The 23,409-nt window shown below is 39.8% G+C and carries 21 protein-coding genes and 2 pseudogenes; 17 read left to right on the top strand and 6 right to left on the bottom strand.

Translation table 11 applies throughout. From position 1 onward, the window contains the following. The 3 genes and pseudogenes from R6U02_RS03120 to mvk all read right to left on the bottom strand — a co-directional run. A pseudogene (locus R6U02_RS03120) lies at positions 1 to 178 on the bottom strand (phosphomevalonate kinase); the annotation flags it as partial. Positions 179 to 198: 20 nt separating this feature from the next. Next, entirely contained in the window at positions 199 to 1,182 is a 984-nt protein-coding gene (gene mvaD / locus R6U02_RS03115; RefSeq protein ID WP_410262175.1) for a diphosphomevalonate decarboxylase, read from the bottom strand. Beyond that, complete coding sequence (gene mvk, locus R6U02_RS03110) at positions 1,172 to 2,116, bottom strand: mevalonate kinase (RefSeq protein WP_410262178.1); 945 nt, start codon at positions 2,114 to 2,116, stop codon at positions 1,172 to 1,174. The genes mvaD and mvk overlap by 11 nt, the downstream gene beginning before the upstream one ends. Before the next feature lie 232 nt (positions 2,117 to 2,348). On the opposite strand from mvk, the gene coaA reads away from it, so the two are divergent. The 10 genes from coaA (at position 2,349) to R6U02_RS03060 (ending at position 11,775) form a co-directional block, all read left to right on the top strand. Next, positions 2,349 to 3,272, top strand: coding sequence for a type I pantothenate kinase (gene coaA / locus R6U02_RS03105; protein ID WP_410262174.1), 924 nt, complete (start codon positions 2,349 to 2,351; stop codon positions 3,270 to 3,272). A gap of 20 nt (positions 3,273 to 3,292) precedes the next feature. Then, on the top strand, positions 3,293 to 3,589 hold the full coding sequence (locus tag R6U02_RS03100; protein ID WP_410262173.1) for a hypothetical protein: 297 nt from the start codon (positions 3,293 to 3,295) through the stop codon (positions 3,587 to 3,589). 139 nt (positions 3,590 to 3,728) lie between these two features. After that, entirely contained in the window at positions 3,729 to 4,721 is a 993-nt protein-coding gene (locus R6U02_RS03095; protein ID WP_410262172.1) for a diguanylate cyclase domain-containing protein, read from the top strand. An 81-nt stretch (positions 4,722 to 4,802) separates the two neighbouring features. Next, positions 4,803 to 5,543 (top strand): WecB/TagA/CpsF family glycosyltransferase, encoded by a 741-nt coding sequence (locus R6U02_RS03090; RefSeq protein WP_410262171.1) that lies wholly within the window; start codon positions 4,803 to 4,805, stop codon positions 5,541 to 5,543. Further along, positions 5,540 to 6,637 (top strand): glycosyltransferase family 4 protein, encoded by a 1,098-nt coding sequence (locus tag R6U02_RS03085; RefSeq protein ID WP_410262170.1) that lies wholly within the window; start codon positions 5,540 to 5,542, stop codon positions 6,635 to 6,637. The genes R6U02_RS03090 and R6U02_RS03085 overlap by 4 nt, the downstream gene beginning before the upstream one ends. Before the next feature lie 136 nt (positions 6,638 to 6,773). After that, complete coding sequence (locus R6U02_RS03080; protein WP_410262169.1) at positions 6,774 to 8,258, top strand: nicotinate phosphoribosyltransferase; 1,485 nt, start codon at positions 6,774 to 6,776, stop codon at positions 8,256 to 8,258. A 41-nt stretch (positions 8,259 to 8,299) separates the two neighbouring features. Beyond that, positions 8,300 to 9,127: an ammonia-dependent NAD(+) synthetase gene (gene nadE / locus R6U02_RS03075; protein ID WP_410262177.1), complete on the top strand. Its 828-nt coding sequence runs from the start codon at positions 8,300 to 8,302 to the stop codon at positions 9,125 to 9,127. A gap of 52 nt (positions 9,128 to 9,179) precedes the next feature. Further along, positions 9,180 to 10,316, top strand: a complete 1,137-nt coding sequence (gene nagA, locus R6U02_RS03070) for an N-acetylglucosamine-6-phosphate deacetylase (RefSeq protein WP_410262168.1) — start codon at positions 9,180 to 9,182, stop codon at positions 10,314 to 10,316. After that, complete coding sequence (locus R6U02_RS03065) at positions 10,303 to 11,025, top strand: glucosamine-6-phosphate deaminase (RefSeq protein ID WP_410262167.1); 723 nt, start codon at positions 10,303 to 10,305, stop codon at positions 11,023 to 11,025. Before nagA ends, R6U02_RS03065 begins: the two co-directional genes overlap by 14 nt. Before the next feature lie 36 nt (positions 11,026 to 11,061). Then, the gene (locus tag R6U02_RS03060) at positions 11,062 to 11,775 is read left to right on the top strand and encodes a GntR family transcriptional regulator (protein ID WP_410262166.1); all 714 of its coding nucleotides are present in this window, start codon (positions 11,062 to 11,064) and stop codon (positions 11,773 to 11,775) included. Positions 11,776 to 11,857: 82 nt separating this feature from the next. Here the strand turns inward: R6U02_RS03060 and R6U02_RS03055 are convergent, their stop codons facing one another. Continuing rightward, positions 11,858 to 12,880, bottom strand: coding sequence for an LCP family protein (locus tag R6U02_RS03055; protein ID WP_410262165.1), 1,023 nt, complete (start codon positions 12,878 to 12,880; stop codon positions 11,858 to 11,860). A 135-nt stretch (positions 12,881 to 13,015) separates the two neighbouring features. On the opposite strand from R6U02_RS03055, the gene R6U02_RS03050 reads away from it, so the two are divergent. Continuing rightward, positions 13,016 to 14,104 (top strand): glycosyltransferase family 4 protein, encoded by a 1,089-nt coding sequence (locus R6U02_RS03050; protein WP_410262164.1) that lies wholly within the window; start codon positions 13,016 to 13,018, stop codon positions 14,102 to 14,104. Positions 14,105 to 14,146: 42 nt separating this feature from the next. On the opposite strand, the gene R6U02_RS03045 is transcribed toward R6U02_RS03050, so the two are convergent. Both R6U02_RS03045 and R6U02_RS03040 read right to left on the bottom strand, forming a co-directional pair. Next, on the bottom strand, positions 14,147 to 15,172 hold the full coding sequence (locus R6U02_RS03045) for an LCP family protein (protein ID WP_410262163.1): 1,026 nt from the start codon (positions 15,170 to 15,172) through the stop codon (positions 14,147 to 14,149). Between the two features lie 159 nt (positions 15,173 to 15,331). Continuing rightward, positions 15,332 to 15,970, bottom strand: coding sequence for a YigZ family protein (locus R6U02_RS03040; protein WP_410262176.1), 639 nt, complete (start codon positions 15,968 to 15,970; stop codon positions 15,332 to 15,334). A 101-nt stretch (positions 15,971 to 16,071) separates the two neighbouring features. Here R6U02_RS03040 and R6U02_RS03035 point away from each other — a divergent pair, with 101 nt between their 5' ends. From R6U02_RS03035 to R6U02_RS03010, 6 genes and pseudogenes are all read left to right on the top strand, one after another. Beyond that, entirely contained in the window at positions 16,072 to 16,923 is an 852-nt protein-coding gene (locus tag R6U02_RS03035; RefSeq protein WP_410262162.1) for a DegV family protein, read from the top strand. A 133-nt stretch (positions 16,924 to 17,056) separates the two neighbouring features. Beyond that, a complete protein-coding gene (locus R6U02_RS03030; protein WP_410262161.1) occupies positions 17,057 to 18,406 on the top strand; it encodes a DEAD/DEAH box helicase in 1,350 nt (449 codons plus the stop codon). Further along, positions 18,403 to 19,095: a ComF family protein gene (locus R6U02_RS03025; RefSeq protein WP_410262160.1), complete on the top strand. Its 693-nt coding sequence runs from the start codon at positions 18,403 to 18,405 to the stop codon at positions 19,093 to 19,095. The genes R6U02_RS03030 and R6U02_RS03025 overlap by 4 nt, the downstream gene beginning before the upstream one ends. Before the next feature lie 150 nt (positions 19,096 to 19,245). After that, positions 19,246 to 19,812: a ribosome hibernation-promoting factor, HPF/YfiA family gene (gene hpf, locus R6U02_RS03020; RefSeq protein ID WP_410262159.1), complete on the top strand. Its 567-nt coding sequence runs from the start codon at positions 19,246 to 19,248 to the stop codon at positions 19,810 to 19,812. Between the two features lie 177 nt (positions 19,813 to 19,989). Continuing rightward, entirely contained in the window at positions 19,990 to 22,452 is a 2,463-nt protein-coding gene (gene secA / locus R6U02_RS03015) for a preprotein translocase subunit SecA (protein ID WP_410262158.1), read from the top strand. A gap of 68 nt (positions 22,453 to 22,520) precedes the next feature. Further along, positions 22,521 to 23,331: pseudogene (locus tag R6U02_RS03010) on the top strand (PCRF domain-containing protein); the annotation flags it as partial. Positions 23,332 to 23,409: the final 78 nt, after the last annotated feature.

Below are 23,409 nucleotides of genomic sequence, written 5' to 3'. Positions count from 1 at the left end.
GCGTGTTGTTAGAAAGTTGAGGAGAGTTTATCATCCCGTAATCGTTATCGGATGGCGACAACGAAACGGTGATAAATCGATCAACCGCTACGATCACAGCCGGGTATCCTGGTTCAGTGACCGCATATTCTCCGGCGATATATAATTTTCCTGGGGATTTTGCTTGTGCCTGTTTCATATCGTCACCTTTTCATATAATCAATTACTTAGCTTTGAAACGACGTGTAGTCCGGGACCGGGTTTTGCTTCGATAAGCTGACTTTCTGAAAAGTCTTTAAGTAAGTGTGATTTGATTTCTGCTAATTGCGACTGTTTGCAGATGAGTTTTACATTGGGGCCGGCATCCATAGTGAAATGGACGGAATAACCTTTTTCACGTAAGTCTCTCACCGCATCCATCGCTTTCATGCTGTCAGGAGACCAGTAGGTAAAGGGGGGATTTGCTCCCAAGGTTGTGGCATGCATCTTCAGGGCGTTGCGTTCAGCAATGGCACCGACCGCATGAAGGTCCTGCTGATCGATGGCATCTTTTATCGCACTCAAGTCAGCATCCAGCGTATTCAACCAGCCTTGATAGAAGGGGGAGGTTTTGACGGTTCTCAGCATGCCTTCGCGACTGGATACTTCTTTTTTCTTATCATTCACGACAATAAAGAGCATCCCAATATCCCAATTTGCGTCATCGATAGGAACAGCGTAAGAGGTATCGTCGTTCGTCCCTTTTTGCCATTCGGCGAACCCGCCGTAGATGCTTCTTGAAGCAGATCCGGATCCTCGTCTGGCTAATTTAGATAGCTCTCTTTCGGATAAATCAAGTCCTGCCGCTAAACTTGCCGCGCCTGCCAAAGCTGCTAAGCCCGATGCGGAAGAGGCTAAGCCGGCAGCGGTGGGGACATGATTATGACTTTCAACTTTTGCTCTCGCTTTGATGCCGGCTTTGCCCCGGACGATGTTTAAAACAGTTTTGACTTTTTCCAGCTCAGCTAAATCTTGGATCATGTCGTCTAGATAAAACTCATCTGTTTTCAAGTTTTCATCAAACGTTACTTTTGTTTCTGTATAAAAAGCATCCAAAGTCAAAGAAAGAGAATTATTCATTGGAATGATCAATTCTTCGTTTTCTTTGCCCCAGTATTTAATCAGCGCAATATTTGTGTGTGCGCGTACCCATTCACTCTTCATTGTCTGCTCCTAACGCATGGATCCAGGTATTTACTGCTCCCTGCTCCATTAATTTATTTGAGATGAATTCTGCTTCTTTTTTTGTGCGAGTTAATGCGATCATACAGCCACCGCGTCCGCCGCCAGTAAGTTTGGCACCTAAAGCGCCATGACTGAGAGCGGTATCTACAAGCCGGTCCAGCCTATCATTGCTTACATGTAATTGTTGCAACACTTCATGAGCTTGTGTCATTAGATGGCCCAGAGTCACCTTCTGATTTTTTTCTATCGCTTCTTTGGCTTGAAGTGTCAGCTGTCCGAGCCGTTTAATTAGAGTCAATGTCTGATCTGGAGAACATTTGACCTGTTCGGCAACATCTTCGACAGTTTGGCGTGTTTGTCCCTGCAAGCCAGTATCTGATGCAATTAAATATCCGGAAATATTTAAAGTGAACGGTTCAAAGACGCTCCCTTTCTGGTAAAATATGGGCACATCACTACTTGTTACACGAGCATCTATACCGCTGGGATCACCGTGTGCAATTTTTTCGGATAAATCGACATACTTTAGCAGCTGAGATGTGTTAAGTGACTCATCATAATAAGCGAAAAGTGCACGGACAAGAGCCGTAGCAACAGCTGCGCTTGAACCCATGCCTCTTTCAGCAGGGATAGAACTAGTTATGGTAATAGATAAATGATCAGAAGACTGGTTTAAATCTTTACATATTGTTTGTATTAGGACGCCTAAGTTATTTAAGGATCGAGGTGCTTCATACAGTGGCCCTTGATAATAACTCGATATGATTTGAGTCGGTGTGGCTGCTTTTTCTATTTTCACTTCTACAGGTGTCGCCATAAAAGGGAAGGCAATAGCCGGTTCGCCGTATACAACAGCGTGTTCACCCATCAGTATGATTTTTCCGTGAGCAATGCCGGTGGCTTTATCGGGCAAGGTTTTCATAGAGTCACCTCTTTACAAGTTAGTGTTTATAAAATTTGAACTGTTGAACTATATCTTTTGTATCATAGTCTATCATATGCAGTCAGTCAATTTTATCATATCAATTTATCTTTAAAATTCAATTAAGAATTATATTTTTACAGATTGTAAGAGAGTGTTGTGAAAGCGGATAAGAATTTGGTAAACTGGGTAAGATAAATACATGGAGAGCGGAGGCAACCGCATGAAAGAATCGGATTCCTTTTACATTATTAACCGGGAAGAATGGAAAGAATTAAATAAAAATAAAAAAATGATGTTGACAGACAATGAAGTAGAAGCACTGCGTTCCTTGAATGATAACGTTTCGGTGACGGACGTGAAAGAAATTTACTTGCCCATCTTAGAGATATTGAATAAGTACATTAAATATTATCATGAAAGGCAAAGCGAGATTAAACGGTTTTTGAGCAAACCTCAAAAAAAAGATCCGTATATCATTGGGATAGCTGGCAGTGTGGCCGTAGGGAAGAGCACACTGGCACGTTTTCTCCAAGCAATGATGGCGCGCGCCTATCCTGATCAGAAGGTCAGTCTCATTACAACAGATGGGTTTTTGTATTCAAACGAAGTATTGAAAGAGCGTAACATTCTTAACCGTAAAGGTTTTCCGGAAAGTTATGATATGCATCGCCTCATAAGTTTTATGGGAGACGTCAAAAGTGGACGAAGAAACATTGAGGTCCCGCTTTATTCCCATCGTTTATACAATATTGTTCCTGATAAATTTGAAATTATCGATCAACCAGATATTCTCATTGTCGAGGGAATCAATGTTCTGCAATTGCCGGCAAATGAAAAAATCTTTGTGAGTGATTTTTTTGATTTCAGTTTTTATGTCGATGCTGAACCACATAAAATTGAAAATTGGTATTTGGAACGGTTCGGCTTACTTTTAAAGACAGCATTCAAGGATCCTTCTAATTATTATTATCCATATGCTACAGGAGATAAGAAAGAAGCTTTCGAGATGGCGAGAAATGTCTGGAAAACAATCAATTTGAAAAATTTAGAAGAATATATTTTACCCACTCGGTTCAGGGCGGACATGATTTTACACAAGACAACGGAACATTTCATAGATCAGTTATTGCTGAAAAAACATTAAGTTTAATTGGAGGTAATGGAATGAAGACAGCCGTCGCAGTTTTTATTTTTACTTTTCTCTTTATTTTAAATGGATGTCAAGCAGACGGAAATCACCCGACATTTGAAGGGACGATCATTAGTGTGGAAGAGTCTTATGTTATCGTAGAGCCGTTTGAAGACGAAGAAATAAGACGGTCAGGTTCTGAAGTAAGCATCCGAGCTGAAGCTGATTTGGATTTTCAAGTAGGCGATGAAGTCGTAGTGACTCATGAAGGGCCTATTATGGAAAGTTTCCCCCTGCAAATCGAACTCATTGAAATCGAAAAAAAAGATTGATGTCCAGTCCAGCAAATCGTCATATTCCTGTCGGAGGGTGACAGTTTCGTGGCTATCATTTTTTTGAATTGAAAAGCTTTGAATACGGGAAATAAAAGAATGACAACCTATACTATACTTAAGAAAAGGAGACAATAAGATGGCGGACACTGATCAGCAAAGAGAAATCGACCTGTTGAAAAATGAATTAGCTGCTGTAAAACGTTTAAATAAAGAACTCCTTGATTTACAGCATCAACAAGATTCACTGGAATTCTCATGGATAGGTAATTTGGGTCATTGGTTTTGGGACTTAAAGGAAAACAAAGTAGCCTTCAATCCAATGAAAGCTGAATCTTTAGGTTTTAAAAGAGAAGAGTTACCTGAATACGTTGATTTTCAATTTTTTACCGATCGCTTACACCCCGAAGACTACGAGCGCGTGATGCAGACAATGAGGGATCATCTAGCAGACAAAGTGCCTGTTTATGAAGTGAGATACCGTATCCGATCAAAAGATGGCTCTTATAAAACCTATTATGACCGTGGGAAAGTAACGCAACGGAGCGAAACGGGAGAACCTTTATTTCTCACTGGTATTGTTTTTGATGTTACGAAGTATGAAGCAGAAAAACAGGTGCTGCTCAAAGCTAATAAAGAATGGCAACAGATCTCTAAACTAGATAAGTTGACCGGTCTACTTAACCGAACAAATATCCTTGTTAAGCTGGGACAAATCATTTCTGAAGTCAATAGAGAAAAGCGACAGACCGTTTCAATGATTTTAATCGATATTGATAATTTAGAACATCAGAATTCTTTGTTCGGACCGTTATTAGGGGACGAATTGATCAAAGAAGCAGCAGCGGTTATTAAGGAAATCATTCAAGTGGATTATTATGCTGGCACATTTGAAGGAGGGAAATTTTTGATCGTGTTGCCCGATATCAAGAAAAGTAAAGCACGTCAAATCGCTGAACAAATTAGGGTAGCTTTTAATAGTCGAGAATTTAGTGAACCGGCCGAAGTGACGAGTAGTTCGGGAGTGGCTGAATACGAACCCAGTGAAACGGTCAGTCAACTATTCAATCGTGCCGATCGCTTATTATACAAAGCAAAACAAAATGGAAAAAACAATGTCTTGTCAGACTAGATAGACAGATTGAATGGCGTGCGGTAAGATAGGCCTCTAAACAAGAAAATAGAGCGAAAAGTTAGCAGAATGGATGGACATATGATGCAAAGTAAAGTGATGATTCTAGGAATCCCCTTCGATAATATGACTCGGAAAGAATTCCTGAAAAATTTAAATGAACGACTAAATACGCATCAAAAGACATTTTTAGTGACCGCCAATCCAGAGATTGTTATGTATGCAAAAAATAACAAAGATTATTATGATTTGTTGATGCAGGCAGATTATATCGCGCCTGATGGTATTGGTATCGTTAAAGCCTCTCATAAATTAGGCACGCCTATTCAAGAACGCGTCCCCGGATTTGAGTTGATGCTCGGTTTGCTTGAAATCGCTGATTTAGAAAAGAAAAACGTTTATTTTATAGGTGCTAAAGAAGAAACTTTAGAACTTACCATTGAAAAGGTGAAAAACAAATGGCCTCATATTAATATTGTCGGTTATCATCACGGGTATTTTGATCACGATGATCCGGAAATGATCGACAGAGTGAAAAACACTCATCCTGATATTGTATTTGTGGCGTTTGGTTTTCCTAGACAAGAAAAATGGATCAGTCGCTATCTTAGTCAAGTATCTCATGGAATAGCAGTAGGCGTAGGTGGCAGCTTTGACGTCTTGTCCGGTAAAACCAAGCGTGCACCAAAATTCGTTCAATCTTTTCATATCGAATGGCTGTATCGGTTGATCAAACAGCCATCGAGGTATAAACGTATGGCCGTATTGCCAAAATTTTTGCAGGAAGTTTACAAACAGAATAAGAAAGAAAAGAGTTTATGAAAATTGCGTATATAAATGCTGGGAACGAATTCGGGGGTGGCCTCACACACATCATCTCCTTGCTTAAAGAATTTGAAAAGGATGATGTCGACTTGCTCGTCTTTGAAGAAGGTCCCGTAGCTAAAGCAGCACGTGAAGAGGGCATTCCAGTATATGTTTTTGAACAAAAAAATCGCTTTGACATCAAAGTATTGTACCGTTTGCGACGATTTATCGAAGAACAAGGTTACACGATTTTACACACCCATGGACCGCGAGCAAACACGCTCATAGCTCTCTTAGATCCTTTTATACACGTGTATTGGATAATGACCGTGCATAGTCATCCTTTATTAGATTTTAAAGATAGAGGAATCAAAGGAAAAGCGTTTGAAAGGATTCACCGTCTGACTTTTAAAAGAGCAGACGGCATCATAACTGTCTCCAATGAAATAAAGGAAGTGTTACATTCTTTTGGGGTTTCAAGCGATGGCATTAAAGTCATACACAACGGCATAAGATTTTCTGAATCGGCCGAACAGCATTCTAGGAGACGATCAGAGGTATTTACGTTGATTACTGTAGGTAGACTTAATAAAATCAAAGGTTACTCTAACTTGATGGACGTTTTAAAGACAGTTGAATTTGAAGAATGGCAATGGATAATCTGTGGTGACGGTGAAGAAAGGGTGCGTTTGCAGACACGCGGAAGAGACTATGGTTTGTCTGGGAATTTAAACTTTAAAGGCTGGCTTTCTTCAACCGAAATCAGGGAAGAAATGCATCAGGCGGATATCTTTGTTCTCCCCTCTCTGAGCGAAGGCTTTCCTTTGATATTACTTGAAGCAGCCGATGAAAAAGTACCCGCCGTTGCCACAGATGTAGGAGATGTCAGAGAAGTGATCAAAGATTCAAGTATGGGTTGGCTCGTCCCCCCTCATAATAACGAAGAATTAAAAGAAGCCTTATCGCAAGCCTATTCACTCTGGAAAAAAGATCAGTTAAGCGAAAAAGGAAAGAACCTTCATGCCTGGGCAATACGGTTTTCAATTGAACAACAGGCAAAAAAAGTGAAAAGCTTTTATCAGGAAATTATAGAAAAAAACCAAAAATAGAGTAAGTTTCTATTTTTGGTTTTTTGTTTTTGGTGGCTGTAGGTATGCCTCTGATTAAAATAGACTCAACGCGGGAAAGCGCAAATTATGGTATACTTCACTACAGAGTCACCATATATAGCTAGGAGGAAAAATGATGTTTCAGACCTATGCAGATGATAGTATGGCATTGCATACAGATTTTTACGAATTAAATATGATTTATACTTATTGGAAAAAAGAGAATCACTTAAATACGGCTGTTTTTGAAGTTTATTATCGAGATAATCCTTTTGGAATAGGCTACACGGTGTTTGCCGGCCTTGAAAGAGTCGTGGATTATATTACAAATCTTAAATTTAGTGAATCGGATATTAAGTATTTAAAAGAAGTCAAAGATTTTCCGGAAGATTTTCTAGAGTACTTGGAAAATTGGACATTCAAGGGAACCATTCGTGCCTTCAAAGAAGGAGAAGTTGCCTTTGCGGACGAACCTTTACTTCAAGTTGAAGGCCCCATTGCAGATTGTCAATTAATAGAAACAGCATTGCTTAATATCGTTAATTTTCAAACACTCATCGCTACCAAAGCCTCTCAAATAAAGAGCGCAGCCGGTGACGACCCTGTCCTGGAATTTGGTGCGAGACGAGCACAGGAGTTCGATGCAGCGATATGGGGGGCACGTGCAACTTATATTGGCGGGTGTGATGCGACAAGCAACACGAGAGCAGCCAAAATTTTTGGGATACCCGCTTCTGGGACACATGCCCACGCATTGGTGCAAGCCTATAGAGATGAATATGAAGCGTTTAAGGCATATGCTGAGACACACAAAGACTGCGTTTTCTTGGTGGATACATACCATACGCTTGATTCGGGTGTACTTAATGCGATACGGGTGGCTAAAGAAATGGGCGATAAGATCAACTTTTTGGGTGTTCGCTTAGATTCTGGAGATTTATCGTATCTATCTAAACGAGTGAGACAACAATTGAATGAAGCAGGATACCCTGATGCAAAAATATATGCGTCTAACGATCTGAATGCGGAAACGATTTTGAATCTTAAGATGCAGGGAGCAAAAATCGATGTGTGGGGCGTGGGCACACAAATGATTACAGCCTTTGATCAGCCGGCTTTAGGAGCGGTATATAAAATCGTTTCTGTTGAAGGTGAAGACGAAAAAATGTATCCTACATTAAAGCTTACAGCCAATGTGTCTAAGATCACCACGCCAGGGAAGAAACAGGTCTGGCGTATTCGTTCACATAATAATGTTAAACCCGAAGGAGATTATATTGCCCTTGCCGAGGAACGTCCGGACCTGCAGGATGAATTATTTATGTTTCACCCCCAATACACATATATAAATAAGACACTAGATGACTTTGAGGCTCGTCCGCTGTTACAAGATATCATCGTGGATGGAGAGCTGGTATATACCATGCCTTCTCTTGAAGAAATCAAAGAATATGCAAAAGAAAGTTTGTCAGAACAATGGGAGGAACATAAACGCTTATTGAATCCGGAGCCGTACCCTGTTGATTTATCACAAAGATTATATGATGAAAAAGTAGAAACGATCAATTTGTTCAGAGAAATATCAAAAGATAAAATAACGGATAAAAAATCATTTTTTTAAGATGATACATGTCAACGATAAAGGAGAGTAGATAGGAAATGATGTCTGATTTACAGAAACGAATAGTAGAAGAGATGAAGGTTTCACCTACTATTGATGCTAAAGAAGAAATTCGCCGGTCTATTGATTTTATGAAAGAATATATGCAGAAACATCCCTTTCTTAAAACCTTTGTTTTAGGTGTTTCTGGTGGACAAGATTCCACATTACTGGGAAAGCTTGCTCAGATGACTGTTGAGGAATTACGAGAAGAAACAGGGGATCAGACGTATTTGTTTATAGCACTAAGAGTGCCCTATGGGATACAGGCAGATGAAGCAGATGCGATGGATGCCATTGGCTGGATACAACCAGATAAAGTGATGCGTGTAGATATTGAACCATCCGTCGATGCAACCGAAAAAAGTATAGAAGCTAACGACTTAAAATTAAGTGATTTTAATAAAGGAAACATAAAAGCACGTGAACGGATGATCGTTCAGTATGCGATAGCCGGCGAAACAAAAGGGGTTGTTTTAGGCACAGACCACGCAGCAGAAGCAGTCACAGGCTTTTACACGAAATACGGTGACGGGGGGACAGATATCAATCCGTTGTTCCGTTTAAATAAAAGACAAGGCAAACAATTGCTTGTAACGCTCGATGCACCTGGACACTTGATAGGAAAAGTGCCAACAGCTGATCTGGAAAGTGATAAGCCTGGTATTGCAGATGAGGTTGCCTTAGGCGTGACCTATGATGAAATCGATGATTATTTAGAAGGTAGAAAAATAAAAAAAGAATCAGCAGAAAAAATCGAAAAATGGTACCTTCAAACACAACATAAGCGTCACTTACCGGTTACGGTCTTTGACGATTTCTGGAAGTAGACTCGCTGCGGATGCGTATCAGTTTAGCAACGAAAAAAAAGGAGGATTATTTGTGACGGAAGTATACATTAACGCTCATATCTTTACTGGTGAAGGAGAAATTGAAAACGGCTATATCCGGTTCTCTAATGAAATAATCGGTGTAGGTAAAATGGAACACTATACTAAACAAGCAGATGATGAAGAATCAGATTTACACGGCCATTTCATTGTACCGGGATTTATCGATGTCCACAGCCATGGTGGTTATGGTGTCGACAATATGGATGCGGATGCTCAAAAGATCAGTGACATGACATATAAAATGCTGGAAGAAGGTATTACTTCCTATTTTCCAACAACGATGACACAGTCAGATGAAAAGATTGAGGCTGCTCTAAAAGCAATCAATGAAGCGGCTAGTATGAATCCGATGATCAGAGGCATCCATGTGGAAGGGCCTTTTATATCAAAAAAATTCAAAGGCGCTCAGCCGGAAGAATATATTCGCGTTGCCCAACTTGACACATTGAAAAAATGGCAGGAATTAAGTGGAGAACGTATTCGCCTCATCACCTACGCACCAGAAACGGGCGATGTATCAGATTTTGAAGAGTACTGTCAAGATAATGATATTATCTTGTCTGCAGGCCATTCAGGTGCGACTTACAAGCAACTGAAAGAATCAAAAGCCACGCACATTACGCATCTTTTTAACGGTCAGTTAGGCTTGCACCATAGAGAAATCGGTGTAAGCGGATATGGTTTGCTGGAAGACAACGTAAGTGTTGAAATGATAGTCGATGGTTTTCATATTTCGAAAGAAATGGTGAAACTCGCTTATAAAGCAAAAGGTGCAGAGGGTATTCAATTGATTACAGATGCTATGCGCGCGAAAGGTTTTCCAGAAGGTGAAAGTGAGCTGGGGGGACAAAAAGTCATTGTAAAAGACAAACAGGCACGTCTAAGCAACGGTTCATTAGCAGGAAGTGTGTTGACGTTTATGGATGCTTTCAAAAACATGATGGCTTTTACAGATTGTTCAATGTTGGAAGCGGTCAAAATGAGCTCATTCAACCAGGCCAAAGAATTTAATTTAGCTTCTAAAGGACAATTGAAGCCTAGTTTTGATGCAGATATGGTCGTGTTGGATGAAGACCTGACATTGAGACGGACTATCCTAGGAGGAAAAATTAATGAATTCAACTAATCCAGCTAATATAAAAATTGAGATTGTTAAAGATAAAGAAGAAGGCGCTAAAGTAGCGCTTCAACTTATTCGAAAAGCGGTAAATGAGGGTGCGACCGTTTTCGGGCTTGCCACCGGTAGCACGCCGGAAATGTTATACAAAGAATTAAGAGCGAGTGATATTGATTTTTCAGATAAAATTGCTATCAATTTGGATGAATATATTGGACTCGATGTGGGTCACCCACAGAGTTACAAGACTTTCATGCAGAAGCAACTGTTTGATAAAAAGCCGTTTAAAGAAACACATATTCCACACGGTTTAGCACCAGAAGAAACTGAAATTAACCGGTATAATGATATTTTGGAAAAGTATCCTATCGATGTTCAAATTTTAGGTATAGGTACGAATGCACATATCGGTTTCAATGAACCGGGAACATCGTTCAGTACAAAAACGCATAAAGTCGAGCTGACAAAAGAAACAATTGAGGCAAATAAGCGGAATTTTGATTCTGAAAAAGAAGTGCCTGAATTTGCATATTCGATGGGGATCGCTTCGATTATGGCTGCAAAAAAAATCATTCTGATGGCTTACGGTAAACGTAAAGCAGAAGCTGTTGCTAAAGCTGTGAATGGACCTGTTGTAGAAGATGTGCCTGCCAGTATTTTACAACGACATCCCGATGTCGTTATTATTGTGGATGAAGAGGCAGCAAGCCAGTTATGATTTATGAAGTTGATAACTTGTAAGGAAGGACCGATTATGTCAAAAAAAGTCCCCGTTTATATTGCCATGCACAATGAATTAAGACAGAAAGTTTTGTCAAAAGAATGGGAAAAAGGTAAAAAAATACCTTCTGAACGGATGTTAGCAACCGAATTTAATGTTAGTCGGATGACGGCTAGACAAGCAGTGAGTTCTTTAGTTGAAGAAGGCTTGCTGGAGCGAAAACAAGGTGCTGGGACATTTGTTGCATCGGATAAAATCAGAGAAAAATTGAGTGGTATCCCAAGCTTTACCGAAACCATTGAAAAACTGGGAAAAAACCCCTCGAGTAAACTCGTTTCTTTTTATATCAAACATGCAAGTGAGAGCGAAGCCGAAAAACTACAAATTAGACAAGATGAAGAGGTGTTGATCATGGAACGCATACGATATGCGGATGACACCCCCTTATGTTTTGAGGTAGCGACTATTCCTTATCACATTGTGAATGGAATAGATAAAGAAGACTTGAAACAACACTTATATCAATCGCTCGCTGATATTGGGTACCATGTGGCTCGGGCTGAACAAGTCATATCCGCAACGTGGGCATCTGAGTATGTAGCCGATATGTTGAAAGTCAAGAGAGAGTCTCCGATCTTAAGATTGAAACAAGTGAGTTACACTCAGGAAGAAACGCCTTTTGAATATGTCAGAGCACAGTATGTTGGTACCCGTTATGAATTTTTTATCGAAGCGAAGAGTAACTAAAAAGAATGTCACCTGTCTTTATAAACTAACCGGATAAAAAATATCTCGGGTCTAGTTACTAAAGATGGGGGACACTCTTTTTTTAATTATTTATTTCGTCAGCACTATTTTCTTCTGATGACGGATCTAATTCGAGGTGTTCACGTAACGTGCTTCGAGCTTCGTCTAGTGACTCTTCGTAAGGATTCCATACGTACAAGTCGTGACCGTAAGAAGGGAAATAAACGTATTCTGCTGCACCAGAGAGTTCAACAGATTCAATGTTTTTGGCTGCATCCCTGTAATTAGAAGCAACCGTCATCATTTGCTGACCCGACATATTCGTCTGCAGATTAGGGCGAATAGCATTAAGGATAGGTGTGAGATTAGTGACTGAATTAAATGATAGAAGTTCATCGACCACTGCCTCAATCACTTCACGCTGGCGTTCTTGTCTACCAAAATCGCCTCTTGGATCCTGCTTTCTCATCCGAGCATAACCAAGAGCTTCTTCGCCATTCAAATCTTGAATACCTTCTTCAATCACAATGGCATCCGCTGTTTCATCGCTGTCCTGGACAGTGAAGGATAAAGGCGAGTTTACAGTAATACCTCCAACGGCATCTACTAAGTCAACGAGGCCTTCAAAGTTTAAAGTAACATAAAAAGAAATCGGAATCGTCAGATAATCTTCAACGAAATCGATTAAACCCGTCATACCATCAATAGGATAAATGGCATTGAATTTCTCTTGTTCGTTGCTATTAGGTAAGGTGATCAATGTGTCACGAGGGATGGAAAGGATCTTTGTTGACTCTTTTCCCGGATTGACGGTCGCAACCATGATAGAATCAGATCGTCTGGTATCTCCTTCGCCTTCAGCATCTAAACCTAAGATGAGAAAAGAAATGGGGTGCAGATCTCTCAGTGAATCGTCCTGCTTGCTGGTGTCTCTTAATTCTTCAGGTGTTTCTTCATTCAAGTCGGTAAGAAATTCTCTCACTTCGTTAGCGTAATAACCGGCAATGATACCGAAAATCAAGAAAAGGAGTAAGCCTAAAATAAGTGATAGTCGTTTCAGCCATTTTATTCGCTGTTTTTTTTCGATTTGTTTATCTGATCGCATAGGGACCTCTTTTCTGAAAGGGGAAATTGATATTATCTTCTTATAAGTTTAATCTAGTTGTCGTCTAATTGCAATTGTATTTTCAAAGTTTAGAATGATATAATGGTTCCAAAATAGCATGAAAAGAGAATGATAATGTTTGATATGTATGTTGTACTGCTCGTCAGTATATTTACGATGATACTCTCACTTATATTAACGCCACTATTTAAGCGTCTGGCTGATAAATGGGACCTCGTAGACGATCCGGAGCCGAAAACCAGAAGGATTCATGAGAAGAGAATGCCGACCATGGGCGGTATAATAATTTATCTGTCGTTTTATCTGGCTACCTTTTTCTTGGTGCCGATTCCTTATGATCAGTTGATTCCTTTATTTGCAGCATCTTCAGTTATTATAGTAACGGGAATCATTGATGATTTGTTTGAGTTATCGCCTTTGTTAAAATTATTCGGAATAATCACAGCCGCTGGTCTCATCTATTTCTATGGCGATGTCGCGTTACAAACGATGACGTTTCCATATCTAGGTACGATTCAATTTGGTTCTTTACAACTTCCGTTCACTATTTTATGGATAGTAGGTTTTACTAACGCCATCAACCTCATAGACGGTCTAGATGGCTTAGCCAGCGGGATCTCAATGATTGCGCTAACGACGATGGGAATAATCGGATTCTTTTTTCTAACCATTGAAGAGGTCTCTGTTTCAGTGATGATTTTTATTTTAGTCGCCGCTATTGCGGGTTTTTGGCCGTATAATTTTTATCCAGCCAGTATTTTTCTTGGAGATACCGGGGCCTTGTTTTTAGGTTTTATGATAGGGGTTTTTTCTTTACAAGGCTTAAAAAATGCAACGCTTATTTCTCTAGGAATACCTATCATTATCCTGGGTATTCCCGTAACGGATACCTTATTCGCAATAATTAGACGGAAGCTGAACAAGCAATCCATTGCTACCGCAGATAAAAGTCATATCCATCACCGCTTAATGAGTATAGGATTGACACATAAGCAGACAGTCTTAGCCATTTATAGTGTTTCTGCCATCTTTTCAATTATTGCTTTGCTCTATAATTTTTCTACACTTATTGGTTCTGTTTTACTGACACTTTTTGTGGTCATAGGCGTCATATTGTTTGTAGAACTCATTGGCCTTGTTGGTGAAGATAAACGGTCTATTTTAAATATAATTAAAGAGTTCGTTCGAAAATTAAATAAATAAAAAAACTCACGAATTATTATTATCCATAATTCGCGAGTTTTTTTAATTTGCTGTACTGCTGGTGCTCGTTGTAGATTCTTCGTCTTTGTTTAAAGAGTTTATCAATTCGTTTTGAATAAGATTAAAACTTTCCGGTTTAATCTTAACTAGATCCATTCCTCGTTCTGTAAAACTGGACCATTCAAAGATATGTGTCGTAATCTTGAATGAGTCGTTTAAGCCGGTTTGTGCGATGGCCGTCATATCGCTCATGCGCATATTGGTCTGCATATTGCTACCGGCAGTTTCAGCTATACCGGTATATTTAGTGATGGATCCTAGGTTCAATGCCTTCTCTATGATAGCTTCAATAATCAACTGCTGGCGATGGCCACGTTCTACATCATTGTCGATTTTCCGTGTGCGTGCTAATGCCAAAGCCTCTTCACCGTTCAAAGTCTGCAAGCCTTTTTCTAGAACGATCGAACCCATCTGATCGTTGGAATCCATTTCTTGTATTGCAACAGGGACATCCATTTCGATACCGCCAAGCTCATCTATAATATCCAGAAAGGCGGTAAAATTAAACGTTGCATAATAATGAATAGGAACATCCAGCCATTCTTCAACCGTTTGAACCATAGCGCTCTCCTGCCCGACAGCATAAGCAGCATTGATCCGATCAAAGCGAACGGTTTCTCCTTCATGTTTAATCGGTACGAAGGTATCTCTAGGAATGGAAACCATATTCATCTCATGTGTCATCGGGTTGAGGGTAGCATAGATAATGGAGTCAGCACGGGTTGAACCGAGCTGACGCTCTTCATTATTGTCTACACCTAAAAATAAGAATGAAACTGGTTCATCAATGGGGTTAACTTTCTCAACTGGTCCGTGCCGGTCTATTTCGGCGAATGATGCGTCAATTTCATTTCCAATTGTCGCAAAAAGCTTAGCAAAATAAACTGAACCAATTAATATAAATGTAAACAGTGGAATCAATATACTTAAAATGATGCGTTGCTTTTTCTTCTTTCGATTATTCACGTGTGTTCGAGAAACGTTAGACCGATCTGTTTGGTAAGACAATAGGTTTACTCCTTTGAAGTGAGTTGCAAAACAGTTCTTTACTATTATTATGCTAAATGACTCACGTGTCAATGTATGAAGGAAAACTGACGGAATAAAAAGAGGCAGTTTTCCTAAGTATTTCATGAATCGCACTTATTTTGCAACGATGTTATTTTTTTAATTGGCAACGGGTACTTCTATCCATGCTTTAGCGCCTGTTTCAAAAGTGGCATTCCCACTCGTCCAATCTGTTGTTTCTTTTATAAACAATTCTGCTTTTTCTATAGGAATAAGACAATTAAAGGTTACATCTGCTGTATAGTCAGTTGAATGGACGGTGTAGGCAGAGGACGCTAATAGGTTCTGGAGTTTAGCGCTTACAGGGTAGGAGACAGTAACAGAAACGAATTGTTGAAGCTGTTTTTCAACGATCCCAATATGATTAAGTGTTTCGTTCGTAACTTGTCCGTAGGCACGAATGAGTCCGCCGGTACCTAATTTGGTTCCACCAAAATAGCGTGTCACAACAGCCGTAATATTTTTGACGTTTCTTTTTTTTAAAACTTCCAAAATTGGAACACCGGCTGTACCGCTCGGTTCACCATCATCCGAAGCGCGTTGAATATGATTAGATTCACCAATTAAATAAGCATAACAATTGTGACTAGCTTTAAAATGTTCTTTTTTTATCTGTTCAATAAAAGAGACAGCTTCTTCTTCTGATTCGGTGCGCTTAAGTGTGCAGATAAAGCGAGATTTCTTTATATTTATTTCGTGCGATCCATGCTCACGGATTGTTCGATAATTTTTCATAATTCCGTCCCTTTCAATTAGTCACAAAGTTGGTGTATAATGAAATACATGCTATAGTACAAGGGTGTTTATCAGGTCAACTCTTAAAGAAATGAGGTGAAAAAATGCGTATAGCCATTGTAACAGATAGTACAGCATACTTAAACAAAGAAGAGTATGAACAAGATGATGTTTATTTTGTCCCGTTGTCTGTTATTTTTAAAAATGAAGTTTTCAAAGAAGAAGTGGATATTACATCAAATGAATTTTTTGAAAAAGTGAGAGAATGTGAGCAACTACCTACCAGTTCGCAACCGACAGTTGGAGACTTGACGACACTGTACCAAGAATTACAAGCCAACTATGATGCCATCATCAGTATACATTTATCCAGTCGAATATCGGGAACATTTCAAAATGCTTACAGTGTGGCTAACTCAATAGAAGGCATCACTATTTATCCATATGATTCTGAACTGGCCGGTGCCGGGCAAGCCTTTCTTGTGAGAGCTGCAATGAAATTGGCTAAAGAAGGACAGTCTATTAATGACATCATTGAGCAGCTAGATAAAATTAAAAAAGAATTAGAGATTTATTTTGTTGTCGATGACTTGACCAATTTAATTAAAGGTGGTCGACTTTCCAGAGCTGCAGGCGGCGTAGCTACGGCACTTAAAATCAAGCCCGTTCTGACTTTTAGAGCAGGAGAAATTGTTGCCTACGATAAAATCAGAACTAAAAAGAAAGCCTTGAGAAAAATCGAAGCGTTACTCGAAGAATCAGTATTGAACAAAGATTATCCTATCGTGGCAACGGTCGTGCATGCATATTGTGAAGAAGAAGCTCAAGCGTTTAAGGAACATTTGGAAGCTAAGTTTCCTGAGGTACGATTTACCTTCAGTTTTTTAGGCCCCGTTGTGGGTGTTCATACAGGTGAAGGAGCAATCGGGATGTCATGGACAATGGACATCCACTAAACTATAATTTGCTATTATACTATTATTTTCAAAGCATCAAGCAGTTGATGCTTTTTTTTTTACCCAAAAAAGTCATTTTTTCAATAAAAAGTAAATAATAGTAGTAATCACTTAGTTAAGGAATGAAGAAAAAATGATAGACTATTCGTTAGTATACGGAAGAAGTTTACTGAAAGAAGACATTGACAATGAACTGACTGAAGAAATCAGGAAGCACTTTCAAGCTGAACCTGCTTTTGTCATCAGTAACGGGAGGAAAAGGTGTGCACGCTGTTCAACGTGTTCCGTATCGTCTAAACGGTATCCATGCACATGCGGAAACTGCTGTCTGTATTGTAGAGAATGTATTGCTTTAGGAAAAGTAAGGGAATGTGCTCAGTTGTATTCGCTGCCAGAACCTAATCGGTTTGATGCGTACAAAAAGCCCTATTTAAAGTGGAATGGAAAGTTGTCAGATCAACAAAGTGAAGCTTCCGGGGTGATCACAAAAAGTATCAGTGAAAATAAAGAATTGATCGTTTGGGCTGTTACTGGTTCCGGAAAGACGGAAATGCTTTTTAAAGGGATACAAATAGCATTGGAAGCCAATAAACGTGTCTGCATAGCTTCCCCGCGTATCGATGTGTGTCTGGAACTGGCCCCGCGGATAAAGCGTGTCTTTCCAGAGATCCCGATAGCTGTATTATATGGTGGAGCAGAAGAAGGGTACCGGTATACCCAACTCGTTATTGCGACAACACATCAGCTTTACCGCTTTAAGGAGGCGTTTGATGTGGTTATCATCGATGAGGTGGACGCTTTTCCCTATCATATGAATGCAGGGCTTCATTTTGCTACAAGTAGATCCAGGAAAAGGGTGTCGAGCCTCATTTATTTGACGGCGACACCGGATAAACATATGCAAGAAAGAATAAAGAACAATCTGACAGAGGCAGTTATCTTACCTGCCAGGTATCATGGCCATGCCTTACCGGTTCCAAAAGCAGTGTATCAAAGGAGTGAGTTAGTCAATTATAAAAACGTCGATCAAAGCCGGTTGATCAAACATATGAAACGATTGATCGGACAAGAAAAGCGGTTTTTGATTTTTATACCTACCATAGCATTGCTGGAAAAAATGCAGCCGCTTTTTCGGCGGATTTTTGATAGAGCGACATTCGAATCTGTACATTCCAAAGATGCTGATCGGAAAGAGAAGGTACAGAAGATGAGGAATGGGGAACTGGACTTTCTTGCGACCACAACCATTCTTGAACGGGGTGTCACTTTCGGAAATATAGATGTTATTATCTGGCAGGCGGATCATCATGTCTACACTGAAGCGGCGCTGGTACAAATTTCCGGCAGAGCAGGGCGGTCGAAGGATCATCCTGAAGGGAATGTGACATTCTATCATCAGGACTGGTCACGCGCGATGAAAAAAGCATTGAAACAAATCAGACGAATGAATCGCATAGCTCACACGAGGGGACTAATTCAATGAGTCAGTGTTTATGGTGCCTTGAAAATGTTGAAGATAGTTTTTCGTTTTCTAATCTGCTTTACCGTAATGTCACGCATAACAAAATGTGTGACCATTGTTATAGTCAATTGAAGCCTGTAAGTAAGGGAATTGGCAAGTGTGGCAGATGCGAAAAAATATCAGAGGATAATTTGTGTCCGGATTGTATGAACTGGGAAAAAATATACCCGGATTATGACTTTAAACATCGCAGTTTGTTTTACTATAACGAGTTTGCCAAAGCTTACCTGAAAAAATATAAGGTTATGGGAGATTGCGAGCTGTCGTCTTTGTTTGCTCATGAGTTACGAGCCCACTTGAGACCGATCTCTAAACAGGCCTGTATTATCCCCATTCCTATCAGCCAAGACAGCAAGCAAATGAGAGGGTTCAATCAAATTGAGCTTTTACTAGACAGTGCCGAGATTCCTTATATAACAGCTCTTAAAAACATAGGGCAAGGGGAAAAACAGTCCAAGAAAAACAAAGTTGACCGAATGAAGACGCCGCAACCCTTTGTTCTTGAAACTGAGATGGAACCACTTGTCACAGGCGCTTCGATACTGTTAGTCGATGATCTTTATACGACGGGACGAACGTTGTTTCATGCTGCCGATGCCCTGAAACAGTATTCTCCCAGACGCATTGAGACATTTTCTCTGTTCAGATAATTTAAGTGGTTCGGTAAAGTGTACTTTCGTTGAGAAAGGGAACGCTATCATGTATAATTAAACCAAGCAAACATAATCGTTTTGCTTGGAGATGGTACTGATCAGTGTTTTATGATCAAGACTATACTAGATTTGGAAGGGTGAAGTATTATGCTTAGATACAATGTTAGAGGCGAAAACATTGAGGTGACTCAAGCCATAAGAGAGTACGTAGAAAAGAAAGTCAGTAAGATTGAGAAATATTTTAATGATGTGCCTGAAGCAAATGCACATGTCAATTTGAAAACTTATTCTGATAAAACGGCTAAGGTAGAAGTCACTGTTCCACTCCCATATGTGGTTTTACGTGCGGAGGAAACTTCCCCAGATTTATATGGAAGCGTCGACTTAGTTGTCGATAAACTAGAACGTCAAATGAGAAAATATAAAACAAAAATCAACCGCAAGAACCGTCGCTCACAAGGTGTGGATGTATCTCAACCTAATGACGCTGATTTATGGGCAGACTTAAACATGGATGATGAAGATGAGGAATTAAGCGCATCAATTGTACGAACAAAACGTTTAAGCTTAAAACCAATGGATGCCGAAGAGGCTGTCCTGCAAATGGATATGCTTGGACATAATTTCTTTATTTTTGAAGACGCTGATACTAATGGTACCAGTATCGTTTACAAACGTAATGATGGAAAATATGGATTGATTGAAACGGATTAATTTCAAAAAAAGACGAGCGAATATGCTCGTCTTTTTTTATTGAAAAAAATTGAAAGAGTTGTCTATATTTATGGGAACAAGTCTTTTATTTGAACCTGAATAATGGTATAATTGGACGGTATGATAAATTCCGGATATATAGTAGTAGAAATGAAACAATAGAGGAGATTTATATTCATGGCTCATTTATTAAAAAGGATATTTGAAAACGATAAAAAAGTTTTGAAAAGATACGGTAAGTCAGCTGACAAAATCGAAGCATTAAGTGCTGAGATGGAAGCTTTAAATGATGACGAGTTAAAAGCGAAAACTATAGAATTTAAAAAACGTTACGCAAAAGGCGAAACACTAGACGACTTACTTGTTGAAACATTTGCAACAGTAAGAGAAGCCGCACGCCGTGTTCTAGGACTATACCCGTTTAGAGTTCAATTAATGGGGGGGATTTCCTTACATGAAGGGAATATTTCCGAAATGAAAACGGGTGAAGGGAAGACCCTTACGGCTACGATGCCTGTTTACCTGAACGCTATTTCCGGCGAAGGCGTACACGTCGTCACTGTCAACGATTACTTGGCTACGCGTGATGCAGAAGAAATGGGCGAATTATACAGATGGATGGGATTGACGGTTGGGTTAAACTTGAATGCAAAAACATCTGCCGAGAAAAGAGAAGCCTATCTTTGCGATATCACCTATTCAACGAATAACGAACTAGGGTTCGATTATCTTCGAGACAATATGGTCGTTTACAAAGAACAAATGGCTCAACGTCCACTGAATTTTGCTATCCTGGATGAGGTCGACTCGATCTTGGTCGATGAAGCACGGACACCTTTGATCATTTCTGGCCAAGCAAACAAATCAACATCCTTCTACGCCCGCTGTGATTTCTTCATCAAAGGTCTGAAAGAGGAAGAAGATTACACGATCGATTTATCTTCTAAATCCATTTCATTAACTGAAGAAGGCATTGAAAAAGCAGAGAGCACCTTCCATGTTACCAACCTGTATGACATTGAAAACCAGGCCCTGGTGCATCACATCGATCAATCGCTGCGTGCGAATTATATCATGTTACGTGATATCGATTATGTTGTGGCTGATAATGCAGTGAAAATTGTTGACCAATTTACAGGTCGTCTCATGGAGGGGCGTCGCTATTCAGATGGCCTACATCAGGCAATTGAAGCGAAAGAAAATGTTGAGATTCAAAAAGAGTCTAAAACGATGGCAACTATTACCTTCCAGAACTACTTCCGTATGTATAGAAAGTTGTCTGGGATGACAGGTACAGCGAAAACGGAAGAAGAAGAATTTAGAGAGATTTATAACATGAATGTCATTGCCATTCCGACCAACCGTCCGTTAATCCGTGATGACCGTGATGACTTGCTTTATCCGACACTTGAAAGCAAATTTAATGCTGTAGCTGAAGATATCAGAGAGCGCCACGGTAGAGGACAACCTGTCCTCGTTGGTACGGTGGCTGTCGAAACATCTGAAGTGATCAGCGATCTCCTTAAAAGAGAAGGCATTCCACACGAAGTCTTGAATGCGAAAAACAACTTCCGTGAAGCTGAGATCGTCGTGAATGCCGGACAACCCGGTGCCGTCACGATTGCAACGAACATGGCTGGGCGTGGGACAGATATCAAATTAGGTCCCGGCGTTAAAGAAATGGGTGGATTAGCAGTTATTGGGACTGAACGTCATGAATCAAGACGTATCGATAATCAATTAAGAGGGCGTTCTGGTCGTCAAGGCGACCCTGGAGTTTCCCAGTTTTATCTTTCCCTTGAAGATGACTTGATGAAACGTTTTGGATCTGAACGTATCCGCATGGTCCTTGAGCAACTTAAAATTACCGAAGATGATGCTGTCATTCAAAGCCGAATGATCAGTCGTCAAGTGGAATCAGCACAAAAACGTGTGGAAGGAAACAACTATGACACACGTCGTAACGTACTGAAATATGATGATGTTATGCGTGAACAGCGTGAGGTTATTTATTCTCAGCGTTTAGAAGTGATATTGGAAGAAGATTCACTGAATTATGTTACGGTTCCTATGATCAAACGCACCATAGAACGTTTTGTACAATTGAATACTCAGCAGGAAGACTCTTCAAAATGGAATTTAGAACACATTGAAGATTTTGCGCACACAATGCTGGTTCATCCTGATGATTTATCAGTCGAAGATTTAAAAGGAAAAGAAGCGGGTCAAATCGAGAAAATGTTAATCGATTTATCTCTGGCAAATTATGAACAAAAAACAGCACAGCTTAACGGGAAAGAGCAAGTACTCGAATTTGAAAAAGTGGTCGTCTTGCGTGTCGTTGATAAAAAATGGACAGATCATATTGATCAGATGGATCAATTAAGACAAGGAATTGGCCTGCGTTCATATGGGCAATTCAATCCATTGACAGAATATCAGCAAGAAGGTTTCACCTTGTTTGAAGAAATGATCGGTGAAATCGAGCATGACGTGACTCGTCTATTAATGAAATCTCAAATCAGACAAAACTTGAAACGTGAACAGGCAACACCAAATGGTAATAAAAAACAAGCCCATCGCGCAGCCGAGAAACCGGCTCACTCGCATGATGAGGAAGTACACACACGATTGGGATAATATTAAACCTGGAAAAGGAACGGATAGTTTATCTGTTCCTTTTCAGCTATATAAAATGGAGGCAAATGATGGAAATAAGTGAAATGACAAATAAATTAAATGCAGCAAAACTTAAAGTTGAAGACTTTAGGGGGTCTCTTTGACTTAGAAAAATTAGAAACAGATATCGCTGAATTTGATCAGAAGATGGCTGACCCTACTTTTTGGGATAATCAAGAAGAAGCACAAAAAGTTATTAAAGAAGGCAATGAAAAAAAGGAAGCCTATCAAACTTTTAAAAACATGGAAGAAATGATTGAAGAGGTTGCCATCTTGATCGATATGTTGAGAGATGAAGAAGATGAAGAGATACAATCGGAAATCGAGTCTAATTTAGCTGAATTAGATCAGGTCATCAATCAATATGAGTTAGACATGCTATTAAGTGACCCTTATGATAAAAACAACGCGATCATGGAATTACACCCTGGGGCTGGAGGAACAGAGTCTCAAGACTGGGGCGAAATGCTTTACCGCATGTACACACGTTGGATAGAGAAAAAAGGGCTATCTTACGAGGTCCTTGACTACCAAAGTGGTGATGAGGCGGGAATTAAAAGTGTAACGTTATTGATCAAAGGAACGAATGCCTATGGGTTATTGAAAGCCGAAAAAGGGGTACACCGACTTGTCCGTCTTTCTCCTTTTGATTCAAATGGAAGACGTCACACTTCTTTTGTTTCTATAGACGTTATTCCGGAAATCACCGATGAAATAGATATTGTTATTAATCCAGATGATATTCGTGTTGATACGTATCGTGCGAGCGGTGCTGGTGGACAGCATATCAATAAAACAGACTCAGCTGTACGTATCACTCATAAAGAAACAGGCCTTGTGTAAAAACGCAAATATATTCAAGGTTGATATCGAGGACATTGATCCCTACAGTGCGGGGCAAACTGCATATAAAAAAAT

Origin of the sequence: Alkalibacterium sp. (genome assembly GCF_046484155.1) — a bacterium.
Taxonomy (GTDB): Bacteria; Bacillota; Bacilli; order Lactobacillales; family Carnobacteriaceae_A; genus Alkalibacterium.
Note: the sequence above shows the minus strand (reverse complement) of the source record. Positions and strands in the feature narration are given on the sequence as shown.